The organism is Microbacterium oxydans, assembly GCF_026559675.1.
Classification (GTDB): domain Bacteria; phylum Actinomycetota; class Actinomycetes; order Actinomycetales; family Microbacteriaceae; genus Microbacterium; species Microbacterium oxydans_D.
Map to the genome: position 1 here is coordinate 672,393 of NZ_CP092891.1, position 15,943 is coordinate 688,335.

Sequence of the window (15,943 nt, forward strand, 5' to 3'; positions counted from 1 at the left end):
ACGGCGCTGCCCGGCGGCGGCTCGACCTCAGCGACCGCCCGAGAAGCCGCCGCCTCCGCCGCCTCCGGAGAACCCGCCGCCGTACGAACCTCCGGCGCTCGAGCTGCTCGACGAGGGGGCCGAGTAGGTCGCCGCGGACTGCGACGAGGCCATGAACGACGCGAGCTGCACGCGAAGGGCGAAGGACGTGGGATCACCGATCCACGAGGCGCCACGCTGCTCGGCGGTGTAGGCCTGCTCGAGCACGTCGCCCCACTCGCTCTCCATGCCGAACAGGATCGCGTAGGGGAGGAGCCGTTCGTACACGTGGATGACGTCGGCGCTGCCATCCTGGCGCCGCTCGGCGCCGCTGTACGACTGCAGCATGCGCAGGCGGTCGGCGTCGGCCACTCGGATGAACTCCTTCACTCCCTGCAGGTACTCGTAGGTGCGTGCCCCCTCGGCGGTGAGCACCGTGTGCTTCGAGAACCCGTAGATGCTCGAGAGCAGCACGAGGAACGCGACGATGGAGGCCACGACGAGTGCGGGGGTCGCGGAGAGGCGCCCGCTGGTCGCGCTCCAGATCGCGAACACGAGGGTGATGACGGCGACGCTGATCGCGCTCCACTGCAGGATCACGGCTCCGCGGCTGCGCACCTTCTCGGTGAGTCCGCGGGCGGCTGCCGCAGTGACGCCGGCCTGCTGCAGGGCGGTCATGCGCGCGGCGAAGACCTCGTCGGCCGCAGGAAGATCGACCACACCCTCGGCGTCGGCTCCCTCGAAGAGCGCTTCCATCGCCTCGGCATCGAGCTCGTCCGGTGCGGTGGTGCCGGCGATACGACGCAGGCGGGGTTCCTCGACCTCCGTCCCTTCCTCGATGCGCAGGGCCCCGCGCACGGCGAGGTGCACGATCTCGGCCGGGACGACGTCCTCGGCTCCGGGGACCACGGCTGCCGCGATCAGCGGAGGCAGCGAATCCGGCACGTCGTACTGCGCGACGACGATCCCGGTGGCCACCCGTCGCCTGCGGGCGAACGCGGATACGGCCACCCAGCTGCCGACCGAGAGACCTGCGGCCCCGACGGCGGCGACGATCGGCGCGACGTCGGCCACCGGATCGGGCGTGCGGGCGAGCGGCTGGGCGACCGTGCCCCGCTCGAACCCGATGGCCACGGTGACGCCGTCGCCGGGCGGTCGCTCCCCGGACTGGACGCCGAAGACCGTGGTCCGGCCGTCGGTCTGAGGGCCGCGCAGCTCGCACTCCGTCTGGGATCCCGATGGTCCGGTGTAGCAGCGCGTCGAGCCCGTGAGCGCCGCGCCCAGCTCCTCGTCGAACGCGATGTCGGCGCGGAACCGCTCGATGGGCTGCGTGCTCTCGAGGGGGAGGAGGTTCCAGTAGAACTCGTCCACCGCGGGAGTCGATGAACCGGCGGGCGGGGAGGTGGCGAGGATCACATCGCGCATCTCGTACTCGATCACGTAGGTGGTGAGCCCGTGCACGTAGTTGTCGTCGTCGCCCGTAAGCACGTACAGCAGCCCGTCCTCCTCGTCGGTCTCGTAGGACACCTCCTTCCCGTCGTCGTCGGTCACGGAGAGGACCCGCGTCTCGGTGCTCGCCCCCTCGTACGAGGTCGCGAGCCCGCGCACGATGCCGTGATTCTGGTCGGTCTCGGGGAAACGGGCCACCAGGGTCTCGGTCACGTGCATCCGGGAGCGGCCCTCGTCGTCGAGGCCGATCTCGTAGAGGGCGTCCCACGAGGCATACGAGAAGTCGTTCGTGTCGTTCATGTCGCTCGATGCCGCGAGCTGCTGCCGTGGAGCGCCGGCGGAAGGGCTCCCGTCGACGGCTGCCGATGCGGCGGCCGGCATGGCCACGGCGACGACGGCGAGGGAGAGGGCGGCGAGCGCGCGGAGGATCCGTGTGGGGGCCATTCTTCGAGGCTACCCAGCCCGCGCCGAAGAGCGGCAAGCCGCCTCGGTAAACTGGGAGGGACTTCCAAGGAGCCCCGCACATGACTGACGCGTCCGCCGCGCCCGAATCGGCCTCGACCGACCCTTCCCTCGAAGAGGACGTCCACGAGCAGAAGGCCGTGCGCCTCGCCAAGCGCGAGCGCCTGATCGAGAAGCGGACGGACGCCGGTGGTGGGGCGTTCCCCGTCTCCGTGCCCGTCACGCACACCATCCCTGCCCTGCGCGCCGAGTACGGCGAGCTCGAGGCCGGCGCCGAGACCGGTGTGGTCGTCGGCGTCGCGGGACGCGTGGTGTTCAGCCGCAACACCGGCAAGCTCTGCTTCGCGACGCTGCAGGCCGGCGACGGCTCGCGCATCCAGGCGATGATCTCCCTCGCGAACGTCGGCGAGGAGTCTCTCGCCGATTGGAAGGAGTATGTCGACCTCGGTGACCACGTCTTCGTGCACGGAGAGGTCATCTCCAGCCGCCGCGGTGAGCTGTCGATCATGGCCGACGGGTGGGAGATCGCCTCGAAGGCGATCCTGCCGCTCCCCAACGCCTACTCCGAGCTCAGCGAGGAGGGCCGCGTCCGCAGCCGCTACCTCGACCTCATCGTCCGCGAGCAGGCCCGCACCACGGTCCGCGCGCGCGCCGCGGTGAACGCGAGCCTGCGTTTGACCTTCACGAGCCACGACTACCTCGAGGTCGAGACGCCCATGCTGCAGGTGCAGCACGGTGGCGCGTCCGCCCGCCCGTTCGTGACGCACTCGAACGCCTTCGACACTGAGCTCTACCTCCGCATCGCGCCCGAGCTGTACCTCAAGCGTGCGGTCGTGGGCGGCATCGAGCGGGTCTACGAGATCAACCGGAACTTCCGCAACGAGGGCGCCGACTCCACGCACAGCCCCGAGTTCGCGATGCTCGAGGCCTACCAGGCGTACGGCGACTACAACCAGATGGCCGCGCTCACGCAGGAGCTCGTGCAGAACGCCGCCATCGCGGTCTCGGGCTCGACGACCGTGACCTGGGCCGACGGCACCGACTACGACCTCGGTGGCGAGTGGGACCGCATCTCGATGTACGAGTCGCTCTCGGCCGCCTCCGGTCGGACCGTCACCCCGCAGGACTCGGTCGAGGACCTCATCGCGTTCGCCGAGGCCAACGATGTCGACCTGCCGCCGCAGGCGACCCACGGCAAGCTCGTCGAGGAGCTGTGGGAGCACTTCGTGAAGGGTGACCTGGTCCGCCCGACGTTCGTGATGGACTTCCCCGTCGACACGTCGCCCCTGGTCCGCGAGCACCGCTCGATCGCGGGTGTCGTGGAGAAGTGGGACCTGTACATCCGCGGGTTCGAGCTGGCGACCGGATACTCCGAGCTCGTCGACCCGGTGATCCAGCGCGAGCGCTTCCTCGAGCAGTCGAAGCTCGCCGCGCGGGGAGACGTCGAGGCGATGCCCGTCGACGAGGAGTTCCTGCGGGCGCTCGAGCACGGTATGCCGCCGTCCGGTGGGATGGGCATGGGGATCGACCGTCTGCTGATGGCGATCACCGGCCTGGGGATCCGCGAGACCATCCTGTTCCCGCTCGTCAAGTAGCGCGCGGGGTCCGGCGCTCATTCCGCCGGGGCCCTGTGGAAGGCCCAGTCCGGCAGCATCGCGCCGCCGATCATCGTCTCCAGCAGGACGGCGAGGGAGTACTGCGGGTCGATCTCGCGCACGAGTCCGAGATAGTGGCCGGCATGCGTGGCGCGCCCCTGCGCCCAGGACAACCACGCCGCCGCGGTCAGCGGTGCCGGTCGCGAGGCGCGCGGCGCCCGTGCCGCCGCCTCGCGGACGACGGCGAGGGCGAGTCGGAGGCGGTCGAGGTCGGGAGCGGGCCCCTGCCCCAGGAACACCCGCCCGACCTCGTCGGGGATCGTCTCGCCGGACGCGGCGAACGTCGTCTGAGCCTCCAGCGCGCGGATGCCACCCGCGAGATCGGTGGCCCACTGCGCGATCGCGACGTCGCGCAGCAGCGGTTGTGCCAGACACCACAGCAGCGTGGCGGTCGCGAAAGGGGGAAGCGCGTCCGGCGCCGCCAGCACGGACTCGAAGAACGCCGGGATGTCTTCGAGCAGCACCAGAGCAGCGATCAGCTGCGGATTCTCCCGCCCGGTCAGGCGTCCGGTGCCGTCCCGGTCGAGCAGCGCGCCGAGTTCGAGGGTCGCTCTGCCCACGCGTTCCTTCTCGGCGAGGTCGACCGGAGGGAGCCCGACCCCTGCGGACTGGTCTCCCGCGACGTCGCCGACAGCCGAAGCCTCCGGCGGCGTGCGGATCTGCGTGAGGGAGTGGAGTTCCGGGGACTCGTCGATGTAGCTCGACCATCCCGAGGGCGTCACGCAGAGCGCATCGACCACGCGGAGCCCGGCATCCTCCGCGCAGCCCAGCAGCTCATCGACCGCCACGGCGTGCGGAAGCACGAGCCCGTCCCTCGTCGCCTCCGCCTCGAGGTCGGTGTAGACCACGGCGGCCACGGCATCGGTCCCCGAGACGCGGGCCACCAGGCCGACCGCCGCATCGGCATAGGCTTCGAGGTCGGTTCCCTCGTGCGGCAGATCGAGGCGCATCGCTCCCTCCGTGCGCGTGCCTCGGAAGGGGAGCAGGGCGATGCTGCGTCGGGGCGTGAAGCCGGCGAGGGAGGGGACGATGCCGAGGAATGCGGCGGAGTCGGTGGCTCGAAGCACTGTTGTCATCCCGAGAGTGTCCCCGCTGGGCGAGGCGGCGCGGGGTGAAAGGGCCGCCTGTGGACGCAGATCCTGAGAGCCGGCGAATGTGCATGAAGAGTGGCGGGCGTACCATGGGGGGATGGACAACTTCTGGCTTGCCGCGGCATGGTCGCTCCTGCCGACCGTCGGAGTGAGCCTCGTGTTCGTCTTCGTGCTCCGTGGCATCCTGCGGTTCGACCGCACCGAGCGCAAGGTCCACGCGCAGATCGAGGCCGAAGAGCGTGCAGCGCGCGGCCTCCCGCCGCGCTCCTGAGTCCGACCCATCCGCTACTGTGAAGCCAAGCGCACCGGTTCCGGTGCGCTCGGATGTGATGGTCACTGCGGTGGCGAGGGGACACGATGACTGCGGAGACCTGGGGATGGTGGATCGCCACCTTCCTGCTGGTGCTCGACATCATCATCCGCGTCACGGCCATCATCGTCATCCCGCGCAACCGCCGTCCCACGGCGGCGATGGCCTGGCTCCTCGCGGTCTTCTTCATCCCGTTCGTCGGCGTCTTCCTCTTCCTGCTGATCGGCAACCCGCGCCTTCCACGGGCACGGCGACGCAAGCAGGACCAGATCAACGAGTACATCGCGGAGACGAGCGAGCACCTGCACTTCGGGACGCTGCGACCGAACGCCCCGGACTGGTTCGGGCCGATCGTGCAGATGAACCAGAAGCTCGGAGCGCTCCCGCTCTCGGGTGACAACGGCGCCCACCTGATCTCCGACTACCAGGAGTCGCTCGACGAGATGGCCGAGGCCATCCGCACGGCGCAGGACTACGTGCACGTCGAGTTCTACATCCTCCAGTCGGACACCTCGACCGACAACTTCTTCCGTGCGCTGGAAGAGGTCTCGGCGCGCGGCGTCGAGGTGCGCGTGCTCCTCGACCACTGGGCGAACCGTGGCAAGCCACGCTACAAGCAGACCATCGCCCGGCTCAACGGGATGGGGGCGGACTGGCACCTGATGCTCCCGGTGCAGCCGCTCAAGGGCAAGATGCAGCGCCCCGATCTGCGCAACCACCGCAAGCTCCTCGTCGTCGACGGCAACATCGCCTTCCTCGGCTCGCAGAACATCACGGACTCGACGTACAACCTGCCGAAGAACATCAAGCGCGGTCTGCACTGGGTCGACCTCATGGTCCGGCTCGACGGTCCGGTGGTGCTCAGCGTGAACGCGATCTTCGTCGCCGACTGGTACAGCGAGACGGACACCGTGCTGGAGGGCATCGACATCGCCCACGCGAACATCGGCTCGGGCGATCTCGACTGCCAGGTCGTGCCGTCGGGACCGGGGTTCGAGGTCGAGAACAACCTGCGCCTCTTCCTCGGTCTGCTCTACGCGGCGAAGAAGAAGATCATGATCGTCAGCCCGTACTTCGTCCCCGACGAGGCCCTGCTGCTCGCTGTCACCGCCGCCGTCGACCGTGGCGTGCAGGTCGAGCTGTTCGTCTCGGAAGAGGGCGACCAGGCGATGGTCTATCACGCCCAGCGCAGCTACTACGAGGTGCTCCTCAAGGCCGGGGTGCGCATCTGGATGTACCGGAAGCCGTACATCCTGCACACCAAGACGCTGACGATCGACGACGGTGTCGCGGTCATCGGGTCGAGCAACATGGATATGCGCTCCTTCGGTCTGAACCTCGAGGTGTCGATGCTGGTGCGCGGCGAGGAGTTCGTCGCCGAGATGCGCGAGGTCGAGGACAAGTACCGCTCGCTCAGCCGGGAACTGACCCTGGAGGAGTGGATGGAGCAGCCGTTGCGGTCGACCGTCCTCGACAACCTCGCCCGCCTCACCTCCGCCCTGCAGTAGCGATCGTCGGCTTTCCCGGCGATCTCCGTGCGGGCTACCCTGTGAGCATGACCTCTGCGATCCGTCCCCTCGCCTCTGTCGTCGGTCTCTTCGCCGCCGCGCTCCTCGTCGCGGGATGCACCGCCGGACCGGGATCGGAGACGCCGACCAGCTCGCCCGCCCCCAGCGCCGACAGTGTCGACGACCAGAACGACATCGAAGCGGCGCTGCTCGACGACGGCCGCATGTTCGCCGTCATCACCCTCGGCTCGTCCACCTGTGTGCCGCAGGTCGACCAGGTCACCGCCGACGGTCAGACCGTGACCGTCACGCTCGTGGACCCCGACGCATCGCAGCCGTGCACGAAGGATCTCGCGCCGCGGGCCAGCATCGGCGCGCTGCCGAAGGGCGTGGACCCGAAGTCCGACATCACCCTGAACGTGACGTACGGCGACCTCACCGATGACGTCGATCTCGACGGCGACCCCGCAGCCACCGGCACGCCGGGAACCACGACCGAGTTCCAGCCCTCGGCCGGCTGGTTCGACGACGGCGGTCTGGTGCTGCTCACCTGGGGCTCCTCGAGCTGTGCCCCTGTGGTCGAGTCCCTCGAGGGTTCCGGCAACGCGGGCACGGCGACGTTCGTCACCGACGAGGGCCAGGTCTGCACGATGGACATGGCGCCGCGCGCGACGCTGCTCACCTTCGGCGACGACGTCGTGGACGACGACGGCCCCTTCACGCTGACCCTCGTCGGCGGCGGTCTCGACGGCACGGTCGAGGTCCGCTGACCCGCGGAGCAGGCGCCGGGATCAGATCATCGTCACCGGGTGACCGGCCGGCAGCGCGAGCAGCAGGGCGCCGGGGTCGGCCCAGCAGGTGATGCGCACGGCCGTACCGAACTCGTCGCCGTCGAGCTCGATCGGGATCGGACCGGGGGCGGCTGCTTCGGCGGCGACGCCGTGGAAGTAGTGCACCGAGGCGTTCTTGCCGCGGCGTTCGAGCACGCGACGCCCTGCGCGGAATCTCCGCAGCACCGAGTTGTCCCACCAGATCTTGCGCCACACCGCGAACCAGCCGAGCACCCCGGTGGGCTGGATGACGGCGATGTCGAGTGCGGCGTCGGTGATCGACGCGTCGGGGATCAGTGCGATGCCGGCGGGCAGCGTGCCGCAGTTCGCGAACAGCAGGCTGTACGCCCGGTGCGAGTGCAGGCGTCCCTCGTCGATCTGGTAGACGGCACGGAACGGCTTCGCCCGCGGAAGCGATCGTGCAGCCCCGTCGACGTAGGCGATCCAGCCGACGGACTTCTTCAGATCGGGGCGCGTGTTCGCGATCATGTCGGCATCGAGCCCCATGCCGGCGAGAACCACGAAAGCGTGCTCCGCCTCCTCGCCGTCCTCTCGCGTCAGACGGGCCCAGCCGATGTCGATCGGGTGGCGGAAGTCGCCGAGGGCCGCCCGGATCATCTCGGCCGGGTCGCCGAGCGGCAGTCCGAGGTTCCGCGCGAGCAGGTTGCCCGTGCCGCTGGGCAGGATCGCGAGCGGGACTCCGGTGTTCGCGATCGCCTCCGACACGGCGCGGACCGTGCCGTCGCCACCCGCGACCAGCACGACGTCGACGCCGCGTGCGAGCGCCTGCGCGGTCGCACCCTGCCCCGCATCCTCGACGGTCGTCGGGTAAAATGCGGGGTGTTCCCATCCGGCTTCACGCGAGAGATCGCGGACCCGGGAGCGCAGATGCTTGCCGTCGACCTTGATCGGGTTGTAGATGAGTGCCGCCTGTCGCTGAACGGGGGCGGGGGTGGTCATGGCGCTACTCTAAACCGGGATTCGCTCGGGTCGCCTCATCCGGATCGGACGCTTCATCATGCGGGGATGAGGAGAACAGCACGATGAACGACGTCCCCGACAGCACCGCACGCGCGGTGCTCTCCGAAATGATCGGTTCGGAGCCCGACCGGCTCCGCCGCCGCAGCATCTCGCTGGGCGTGCCGTTCCGCGATGCGGAGGATGCGGCGCAGACGTCTCTGCTGCGCGCCTGGCGGTCCATCGCCCACCTGGAGACGCCGGAACCCGGGCGCATGTGCTCGTGGCTGGACGCCATCGCCCGGAACGTCGCGATCGACCTCGCCCGCCAGCGGGCCCGCCGACCGGAGGCGGAGCTCGACGACGACACCGCCGGAGAGCAGCCGAGCGTGGAGTCCGCCGTGGAGATCCGCGTCTTCCTCGACAGCGCGCTCACCGCGGTGCACTCGCTGCCGGAGACGCTCCGGGAGGCGCTGCTGCTGAACGTCGTCGAAGGACTCTCCGCGGAGGAGGTGGCGACGCGCCTCGGGATCGAGCCCGCGGCCGCCCGCCAGCGCATCTCCCGCGCGCGCAAGGCGTTGAAGGAATGTCGCCGCACGGACATGGGGGAAGGCTGAGGGAGGTCGGACAGCTGCCCGACCTCCCTGGAGGCGTCGCTCAGACGGTGCCGAACGGGTTGTCGACGACGTAGCGCCAGCCGTGCTCATCGTCGTACACCGCGACATCGGCCGTGGTGCCGGCGAGGGCGATCTCGGACCCGTCGGGACCCGTTCCGGTGATCGTCCAGTCCGCGATCGCGAGGCCGGTGCCCGTGCTCTCGAAGACGTGGCGGACCGTCATCGAGATCGGCAGGTTCAGCCCGAGGAACTGCTCGAGCGCACCCCGCACCGCCTCGACGCCCGTGACGGGAGTGCCCGGCGCGGGGACGAAGACCACGTCCGGGGTGTTCAGGGCCATCAGGCCGTCGAGGTCGCGGGCGTTGAACCGCTCCGCGAAGGCCAGGTTCAGCTGGTCGAGGGAGGTCACAGTGGTGCTCATGGGTTTCCTTTTCTGAAGGTCGACGGAGTGCCGGCCGTTGCAGAGGAAGACGATGCAGCCGCGGAAGTGTGACATCCCTTCTTCGCCTTCTCGTCGATCGGCGTGCCGGGGCGTTCACCGTAGACTTGGTGGATGATCGACCTCGCACTCCTCCGCGACAATCCGGAGATCGTCCGCCGCTCGCAGGCTGCTCGTGGAAACGACCAGAGCACCGTCGACGTCGCACTCGAGGCCGATCGTTCGCGCCGCGCGGCTCTCTCCGCATTCGAGGAGCTGCGCGCCGAGCAGAACGCCTTCGGCAAGCAGGTCGCGAAGGCGCCCAAGGACGAGAAGGCCGCGCTCGTGGCGCAGGCGAAGGACCTCGCCGAGCGCGTGAAGCAGGCGCAGCACGCGGCGAACGAGGCTGCGGAAGCGGCATCCGCCGCGCTCGCCCGCATCGAGAACGTCGTGATCGACGGCGTTCCGGCCGGTGGGGAAGCCGACTTCGTCGAACTGCGCCGCGTCGGAGACGTGCCCGCCTTCGACTTCGAGCCGAAGGATCACCTCGAGCTCGGGGAGCTCCTCGGAGCCATCGACATGGAGCGCGGGGCCAAGGTGTCCGGCGCCCGCTTCTACTTCCTGCGCGGCATCGGGGCGCGTCTCGAGATCGCCCTCATGAACCTCGCCCTCGACAAGGCGCTGCAGAACGGCTTCGTGCCTTTGATCACGCCGACGCTCGTGCGCCCCGAGATCATGCAGGGCACGGGCTTCCTCGGCGAGCACGCCGACGAGGTCTACCACCTCGACAAGGACGACGACCTCTACCTCGTCGGCACCAGCGAGGTCGCGCTCGCCGGGTACCACAAGGACGAGATCGTCGACCTCGCCGACGGCGCCCTCCGTTACGCCGGCTGGTCGACCTGCTACCGCCGTGAGGCCGGGTCGCACGGCAAGGACACCCGCGGCATCATCCGCGTGCACCAGTTCAACAAGCTCGAGATGTTCGTCTACACGACCGCGGAGGAAGCCGAAGCCGAGCACCTGCGCCTCGTCGCGCTGCAGGAGGAGATGCTCACCTCGCTCGGTCTCGCCTACCGCGTGATCGACGTCGCCGCCGGCGACCTGGGGTCGAGCGCCGCCCGCAAGTACGACATCGAGGCCTGGGTCCCCACCCAGGGCGCGTTCCGCGAGCTCACCTCGACCTCGAACTGCACGACCTACCAGGCGCGCCGCCTGGACGTGCGGCATCGCCCGGCCGTCGACCAGGCCGACACCGCCGCATCGGGGACGGCGAAGACGCAGCACGTCGCGACGCTGAACGGCACCCTGGCGACCACGCGCTGGATCGTCGCGCTGCTCGAGACGCACCAGCAGGCGGACGGCTCGGTGCGCGTGCCCGAGGTGCTGCGCCCGTACCTCGGCGGTCTCGAAGTGATCCAGCCCCTCGCCGACGGGCGGGCTGCACGGTGACGGCACCCTGGTTGGTCGGCCTCGACGTCGACGGCACGATCCTCCTGCAGGACGAGACCATGAGCCCCGGCGTGCCCGAGGCCATCGCGCGGGTGCGCGACGCCGGTCACATCGTCACGATCGCGACCGGACGCAGCTGGATGGCGACGCGGCGCTACGTCGAGGAGCTCGGGCTGACCGCGGACTACGTGGTGTGCTCCAACGGTGCCGTGACGATGCGACGCTCGGGCGACGAGTGGGAGCGCTGGAACGTCGAGACCTTCGACCCGACGCCCGTGCTCGGCCTGCTGCGCGACCGACTGCCCGAAGCCCGGTACATGGTCGAGCTCGCTTCGGGGCAGCGACTGTTCACCGAGCAGCTCGACGACTGGACCCTGGACGGCGGTCGACAGGTCGACTTCGACGAGCTCGGCGCCCTGCCCGTCTCGCGCATCGTGGTCGTCTCCCCGGGGCACGACGAAGACGACTTCCACCGTCTGGTGGCGGATGCGGGTCTCAACGAGGTGTCGTACGCGATCGGCTGGACGGCCTGGCTCGACATCGCGCCGCAGGGCGTCGACAAGGGCACCGCCCTGGAGCAGGTGCGCGTCGAGCTCGGTCTCGAAGAGGAGCGCATCCTCGTCGCCGGGGACGGCCGGAACGACATCGGGATGTTCGGCTGGGCACGCTCGCTCGGCGGACGGGCCGTGTCGATGGGTCAGGCTCCCGACGAGGTGAAGGATGCCGCGGGCGAGGTCACCGCCGACGTCGAGGATGGCGGTCTGGCACAGGCGCTGGACACGCTTCCAGCACCTGCCCAGGTCAGCGCAGGAGAATAGAACTCGGCTAGACTCACGCCTTGTCGACAGATGCGTCTGTCGAGGAGGGTTGTCCGAGCGGCCGATGGAGCTGGTCTTGAAAACCAGTGGGCAGAGATGTCTCGTGGGTTCGAATCCCACACCCTCCGCATGCTGAGCACGGTGACCCCGCACCGGTGCTGAATCCGAAAGGGCCCGAGTGAGCGACAACACCCGACGCCGCCGCACCATCGCCCGACACGGTCAGCTGGGCACCCCGAACACGGTCAGCCAGCTGCTGAAGTTCATCGCGATCGGTCTGGCCGTCGTTCTCGTGAGCGGGTTCGGCGTCGGGCTGTACATCTACTACGACCTCACCAGCACCGTGTCCGCGAACGCCGTCGAGCTCGAGGGCCAGCAGGCGGTGCCCCCGGACATCGGGGAGTACAAGGGCGGGTTCAATCTCGTCCTCACCGGTGTGGACACGTGCGAGGAGAAGTACAAGGATCTCTTCGGGGATCGCTGCACCGGGAGCGATTCCGAGGGCACGCTCAACGACGTGAACCTGCTCGTGCACGTGTCCCAGGAGCCGCGTCGGATCACCGTCGTCAGCTTCCCGCGCGACCTCATGATCCCGATCCCGGAGTGCACCGACGACGAGGGCAACAACCACTCGGCGATGAACAAGCAGCCGCTCAACGTCGCGTACACGGACGGCGGTCTGAACTGCGTCGTCAAGACGATCTCAGAGCTCACCGACCAGGAGGTACAGTTCGCGGCCTCCGTCACGTTCGGCGGCGTGATCGAGATCACCAACGCCATCGGCGGCGTCGACGTGTGTCTCGCCTCCCCCATCAAGGACCGCTACACCGGCCTCGACATGAGCGCGGGCACGCACACGATCCGCGGCCTGGAGGCGCTGCAGTTCCTCCGCACCCGTCACGGCGTCGGAGACGGCAGCGACCTCGGCCGCATCGGCAACCAGCAGCAGTACATGTCCAGCCTCGCCCGCAAGATGATCAGCGGAGAGGTGCTCGGCAACGTGCCGGTCATGCTCAAGCTCGCGAACACGGCGCTCAACAACCTCGAGGCGAGCACCTCGCTGGCGAACAACCCGATGACGCTCGTGCAGATCGCCCTCGCGGTGAAGTCGGTGCCGTTCGAGGACATCGTCTTCGTGCAGTACCCGACCGGAACCGACCCCGACGACCGCAACAAGGTGGTCCCGAACTACGACGCCGCCACGGCGCTGTGGGACGCGATCGAGGCCAACGCCCAACTGCAGATCACGCACCAGAACAACGGCAACGACGGTGTGGTCGTCAAGGAGCCGACGACGCCGACGACGGAGGCGACACCGGATCCCACGGCGACGCCGGACAACGTGGTCGCTCTCCCGGACTCGATCAAGGGAAACTCCGCGGCTCAGGAGACCTGCTCCAACGGCAACGGCTGAGCCCTCGCCCCTCGGTGCGCAATCCGTTTGCGCGTTCTTGCAAGAACTTGCGCGTAAGCTGACCCCATGTCGAAGCGACTCGCCGAGGTGGCGCGCAAGGTCGGTGTGAGTGAAGCCACGGTCAGCCGTGTGCTCAACGACAAGCCGGGAGTCTCCGATGCCACGCGGCAGGCGGTGCTGACGGCCCTCGACGTGCTCGGCTACGAGCGGCCGACGAAGCTGCGCGGCGAGCGGGCCCGTCTGGTGGGGCTGGTGCTCCCCGAGCTGCAGAACCCGATCTTCCCCGCCCTCGCCGAGATCGTCGGCGGCGCGCTCACCCAGAACGGCTACACGCCGCTGCTCTGCACGCAGAACGCGGGCGGCGTGACGGAGTCGGACTACGTCGACCTCCTCCTCGCGCAGCAGGTCTCCGGAGTGATCTTCCTCGGTGGGAACTACACGCAGGCGGATGCCGCGCACGAGCACTACGAGCGGCTGCGCCAGGTGAACCTGCCGACCGTGCTCGTGAACGCCCGCGTGCCCGAGCTGCAGTTCGCGACGGTCTCGACCGACGACGCGGCCGCGGCCGAGCAGGCGGTGCTGCACGTGCATCAGCTCGGACATCGGCGCATCGGGCTGCTGCTGGGGCCGGACGATCACGTCCCGTCGCAGCGCAAGCTCGAGTCCGCGCGTCGTCTGCTCGAGCAGCTCGGCGAGCCGCTCCCGGACGAGCTCGTGGTGCGCGGCATGTACTCGCTCGAATCGGGGCAGGCGGGCGCAGCACGCCTCTTCGCCGCCGGAGCCACGGCGATCGTGTGCGCGAGCGACCCGATGGCACTCGGCGCCGTGCGCGCCGCGCGCCGAGCGGGGCTGTCCGTGCCGGGCGACGTGAGCATCGTCGGGTTCGACGACTCGGCGCTGATGAGCTGCACCGAGCCGCCGCTGACCACGGTGCGGCAGCCGATCGAGTCGATGGGTCGTGCCGTGATCGCGCTGCTGCTCGCGCAGATCGCCGGCACCTCCCGGCCGAGCGATGAGCTGCTCTTCGAGCCCGAGTTGGTGCTCCGGGCTTCGACGGGTCCACTGGCCTGACCGGAGGCGCTCCGGCGCCACCACGGGCTCTTCTGCGCGCCCGCAAGTCATCGCAAATTTCCAACAATCTGTTTAGTTCTTGCGTGAAGCACGCGGAAAAGCTACATTCGACTCATCGCCACCGACGACGAGGAGTTCCGTGGACACTGAAGTTCTGCGCAGCGCGGCACCTGCCCGCACCCTGACCATGCCCGTGGGCGAGGGGTGGTGGCGCACGGCCGTCATCTACCAGGTGTACGTGCGCAGCTTCGCGGACGGCAACGGCGACGGCATCGGCGATCTCGCGGGTGTGCGCTCGCGCCTCGGCTACCTCAAGAGCCTCGGGGTCGATGCGCTCTGGTTCACGCCGTGGTACCAGAGCCCGCTCGCCGACGGCGGCTACGACGTGCAGGACTACCGGCGGATCGACCCGCGCTTCGGCACGCTCGAAGAGGCCGAGCAGCTGATCGCGGAGGCGCTCGAGCTCGGCATCCGCACGATCGTCGACATCGTGCCGAACCACATCTCCGACCAGCACGAATGGTTCCAGCAGGCGCTGGCCGCGGGCCCGGGCAGCGCCGAACGCGAGCGCTTCTGGTTCCACCCCGGTCGTGGCGCTGACGGATCCGGGATCCCCACCAACTGGGTCTCCAGCTTCCAGGGCGAGACGTGGACGCGCACGCAGAACCCCGACGGGACACCCGGTGAGTGGTACCTGCACCTGTTCACCCCCGAGCAGCCTGACCTCAACTGGAACCACGCCGACGTGCGCCGCGAGCACGAAGACGTCCTGCGGTTCTGGTTCGACCGCGGCGTCGCGGGCGTCCGCATCGACTCCGCCGCGCTCCCGGTCAAGGACCCGGCGCTGCCCGACCTCCCCGCCGGCAGCGCTCCGACGGTCGGGCACCCGCACATCGACCGCGACGAGCTGCACGACATCTACCGGGACTGGCGCGCGGTCGCCGACGAGTACGACGGCGAACGGGTGCTCGTCGGCGAGGTCTGGCTCGACGACGCCGAGCGCTTCGCCCGCTACCTGCGGCCGGGGGAGATGCACACCGCCTTCAACTTCGGGTTCATGACGCAGCCGTGGAGCGCGCAGGCGATGCGCGACTCCATCACCCGCACGCTCGCCGAGCACGAGCCGGTCGGAGCCCCGGCCACGTGGGTGCTCTCCAACCACGACGTGACCCGTCCGGCGACGCGCTACGGGCAGGCGGACTCCTCGTTCGCCTTCGAGCGCAAGCGCTTCGGCACCGCGACCGACGTCGAACGGGGATCCCGCCGCGCACGGGCCGCGGCCCTGCTCGTGGCCGCCCTCCCCGGAAGCCTCTACATCTACCAGGGCGACGAGCTCGGACTCCCCGAGGTCGAGCTTCCGCTCGACGTGATCGAGGATCCGATGCACTTCCGCTCCGGCGGCGTCGACCCCGGACGGGACGGATGCCGGGTGCCGCTGCCGTGGGCGGGGGAGGCGAGCCCCTACGGCTTCGGCGGGACACCCTGGCTCCCGCAGCCCGGCGACTGGGCGGCGCTCGCGGTCGAGGCGCAGGACGCCGACCCCGGCTCGACGCTGAACCTCTATCGTGCGGCGATCGCCCTGCGCCGACGCATCGACGACCTCGCCGGAAGCGACCTCGAGTGGCTCGAGCTCGGAGCCGACGTCCTCGCGTTCCGGCGCGGCGACGGCACCGTCAGCATCACCAACCTCGGCGCGGTGCCGGTCCCGCTGCCCGCGCACCATGAGGTCCTGCTCGCCAGCACTCTCCTCGACGGCGGCGCACTGCCCCCCGACTCCACAGCCTGGCTCGCCCTCCGAGCCGTTTCCGGGCGCTCCCCGCGAGCGCAGAAGTAGCCCTGCACCACCCGATCAGCACCACATGGAAGGACAGAC

14 protein-coding genes and 1 tRNA gene are annotated in these 15,943 nt (G+C 69.5%); 11 read left to right on the plus strand and 4 right to left on the minus strand.

What is annotated here, in order from left to right:
- Positions 1-27: 27 nt before the first annotated feature.
- Entirely contained in the window at positions 28-1,911 is a 1,884-nt protein-coding gene (locus MME74_RS03165) for a DUF2207 domain-containing protein (protein WP_267417239.1), read from the minus strand.
- An 80-nt stretch (positions 1,912-1,991) separates the two neighbouring features.
- Between MME74_RS03165 and lysS the strand changes: the two genes are divergently transcribed.
- Positions 1,992-3,524: a lysine--tRNA ligase gene (gene lysS, locus MME74_RS03170; RefSeq protein WP_267417240.1), complete on the plus strand. Its 1,533-nt coding sequence runs from the start codon at positions 1,992-1,994 to the stop codon at positions 3,522-3,524.
- A gap of 17 nt (positions 3,525-3,541) precedes the next feature.
- Here lysS and MME74_RS03175 read toward each other — a convergent pair whose 3' ends face one another.
- Positions 3,542-4,660 (minus strand): DUF4192 family protein, encoded by a 1,119-nt coding sequence (locus tag MME74_RS03175; RefSeq protein WP_267417241.1) that lies wholly within the window; start codon positions 4,658-4,660, stop codon positions 3,542-3,544.
- 112 nt (positions 4,661-4,772) lie between these two features.
- Here MME74_RS03175 and MME74_RS03180 point away from each other — a divergent pair, with 112 nt between their 5' ends.
- The 3 genes from MME74_RS03180 to MME74_RS03190 all read left to right on the plus strand — a co-directional run bounded on the left by MME74_RS03180 (position 4,773) and on the right by MME74_RS03190 (position 7,263).
- A complete protein-coding gene (locus tag MME74_RS03180) occupies positions 4,773-4,946 on the plus strand; it encodes a hypothetical protein (RefSeq protein ID WP_267417242.1) in 174 nt (57 codons plus the stop codon).
- An 86-nt stretch (positions 4,947-5,032) separates the two neighbouring features.
- The gene (gene cls / locus MME74_RS03185; RefSeq protein ID WP_267417243.1) at positions 5,033-6,493 is read left to right on the plus strand and encodes a cardiolipin synthase; all 1,461 of its coding nucleotides are present in this window, start codon (positions 5,033-5,035) and stop codon (positions 6,491-6,493) included.
- Positions 6,494-6,540: 47 nt separating this feature from the next.
- Positions 6,541-7,263, plus strand: coding sequence for a hypothetical protein (locus MME74_RS03190; protein WP_267417244.1), 723 nt, complete (start codon positions 6,541-6,543; stop codon positions 7,261-7,263).
- Positions 7,264-7,284: 21 nt separating this feature from the next.
- On the opposite strand, the gene MME74_RS03195 is transcribed toward MME74_RS03190, so the two are convergent.
- Complete coding sequence (locus MME74_RS03195; RefSeq protein ID WP_267417245.1) at positions 7,285-8,283, minus strand: diacylglycerol/lipid kinase family protein; 999 nt, start codon at positions 8,281-8,283, stop codon at positions 7,285-7,287.
- Positions 8,284-8,366: 83 nt separating this feature from the next.
- Here MME74_RS03195 and MME74_RS03200 point away from each other — a divergent pair, with 83 nt between their 5' ends.
- Entirely contained in the window at positions 8,367-8,897 is a 531-nt protein-coding gene (locus tag MME74_RS03200) for an RNA polymerase sigma factor (protein ID WP_267417246.1), read from the plus strand.
- Between the two features lie 40 nt (positions 8,898-8,937).
- Here MME74_RS03200 and MME74_RS03205 read toward each other — a convergent pair whose 3' ends face one another.
- Positions 8,938-9,318, minus strand: coding sequence for a YybH family protein (locus tag MME74_RS03205; RefSeq protein WP_267417247.1), 381 nt, complete (start codon positions 9,316-9,318; stop codon positions 8,938-8,940).
- Between the two features lie 132 nt (positions 9,319-9,450).
- Here MME74_RS03205 and serS point away from each other — a divergent pair, with 132 nt between their 5' ends.
- From serS to MME74_RS03235, 6 genes are all read left to right on the plus strand, one after another.
- Entirely contained in the window at positions 9,451-10,767 is a 1,317-nt protein-coding gene (gene serS, locus MME74_RS03210) for a serine--tRNA ligase (RefSeq protein ID WP_267417248.1), read from the plus strand.
- On the plus strand, positions 10,764-11,585 hold the full coding sequence (locus MME74_RS03215; RefSeq protein WP_267417249.1) for an HAD family hydrolase: 822 nt from the start codon (positions 10,764-10,766) through the stop codon (positions 11,583-11,585). Before serS ends, MME74_RS03215 begins: the two co-directional genes overlap by 4 nt.
- Positions 11,586-11,628: 43 nt before the next feature.
- Positions 11,629-11,713 (plus strand) — tRNA-Ser (locus MME74_RS03220).
- A gap of 50 nt (positions 11,714-11,763) precedes the next feature.
- Entirely contained in the window at positions 11,764-12,999 is a 1,236-nt protein-coding gene (locus tag MME74_RS03225) for an LCP family protein (RefSeq protein WP_267417250.1), read from the plus strand.
- 66 nt (positions 13,000-13,065) lie between these two features.
- Positions 13,066-14,070, plus strand: coding sequence for a LacI family DNA-binding transcriptional regulator (locus MME74_RS03230; protein WP_267417251.1), 1,005 nt, complete (start codon positions 13,066-13,068; stop codon positions 14,068-14,070).
- Between the two features lie 187 nt (positions 14,071-14,257).
- Entirely contained in the window at positions 14,258-15,904 is a 1,647-nt protein-coding gene (locus MME74_RS03235) for a glycoside hydrolase family 13 protein (protein ID WP_267418512.1), read from the plus strand.
- Positions 15,905-15,943 lie beyond the last annotated feature (39 nt).

Excerpts from the sequence above, each read along its gene's own strand:
- MME74_RS03165 (WP_267417239.1), bottom strand. The coding sequence starts at position 1,911 with ATGGCCCCCACACGGATCCTCCGCGCGCTCGCCGCCCTCTCCCTCGCC.
- lysS (WP_267417240.1), top strand. The coding sequence starts at position 1,992 with ATGACTGACGCGTCCGCCGCGCCCGAATCGGCCTCGACCGACCCTTCC.
- MME74_RS03175 (WP_267417241.1), bottom strand. The coding sequence starts at position 4,660 with ATGACAACAGTGCTTCGAGCCACCGACTCCGCCGCATTCCTCGGCATC.
- MME74_RS03180 (WP_267417242.1), top strand. The coding sequence starts at position 4,773 with ATGGACAACTTCTGGCTTGCCGCGGCATGGTCGCTCCTGCCGACCGTC.
- cls (WP_267417243.1), top strand. The coding sequence starts at position 5,033 with ATGACTGCGGAGACCTGGGGATGGTGGATCGCCACCTTCCTGCTGGTG.
- MME74_RS03190 (WP_267417244.1), top strand. The coding sequence starts at position 6,541 with ATGACCTCTGCGATCCGTCCCCTCGCCTCTGTCGTCGGTCTCTTCGCC.
- MME74_RS03195 (WP_267417245.1), bottom strand. The coding sequence starts at position 8,283 with ATGACCACCCCCGCCCCCGTTCAGCGACAGGCGGCACTCATCTACAAC.
- MME74_RS03200 (WP_267417246.1), top strand. The coding sequence starts at position 8,367 with ATGAACGACGTCCCCGACAGCACCGCACGCGCGGTGCTCTCCGAAATG.
- MME74_RS03205 (WP_267417247.1), bottom strand. The coding sequence starts at position 9,318 with ATGAGCACCACTGTGACCTCCCTCGACCAGCTGAACCTGGCCTTCGCG.
- serS (WP_267417248.1), top strand. The coding sequence starts at position 9,451 with ATGATCGACCTCGCACTCCTCCGCGACAATCCGGAGATCGTCCGCCGC.
- MME74_RS03230 (WP_267417251.1), top strand. The coding sequence starts at position 13,066 with ATGTCGAAGCGACTCGCCGAGGTGGCGCGCAAGGTCGGTGTGAGTGAA.
- MME74_RS03235 (WP_267418512.1), top strand. The coding sequence starts at position 14,258 with ATGCCCGTGGGCGAGGGGTGGTGGCGCACGGCCGTCATCTACCAGGTG.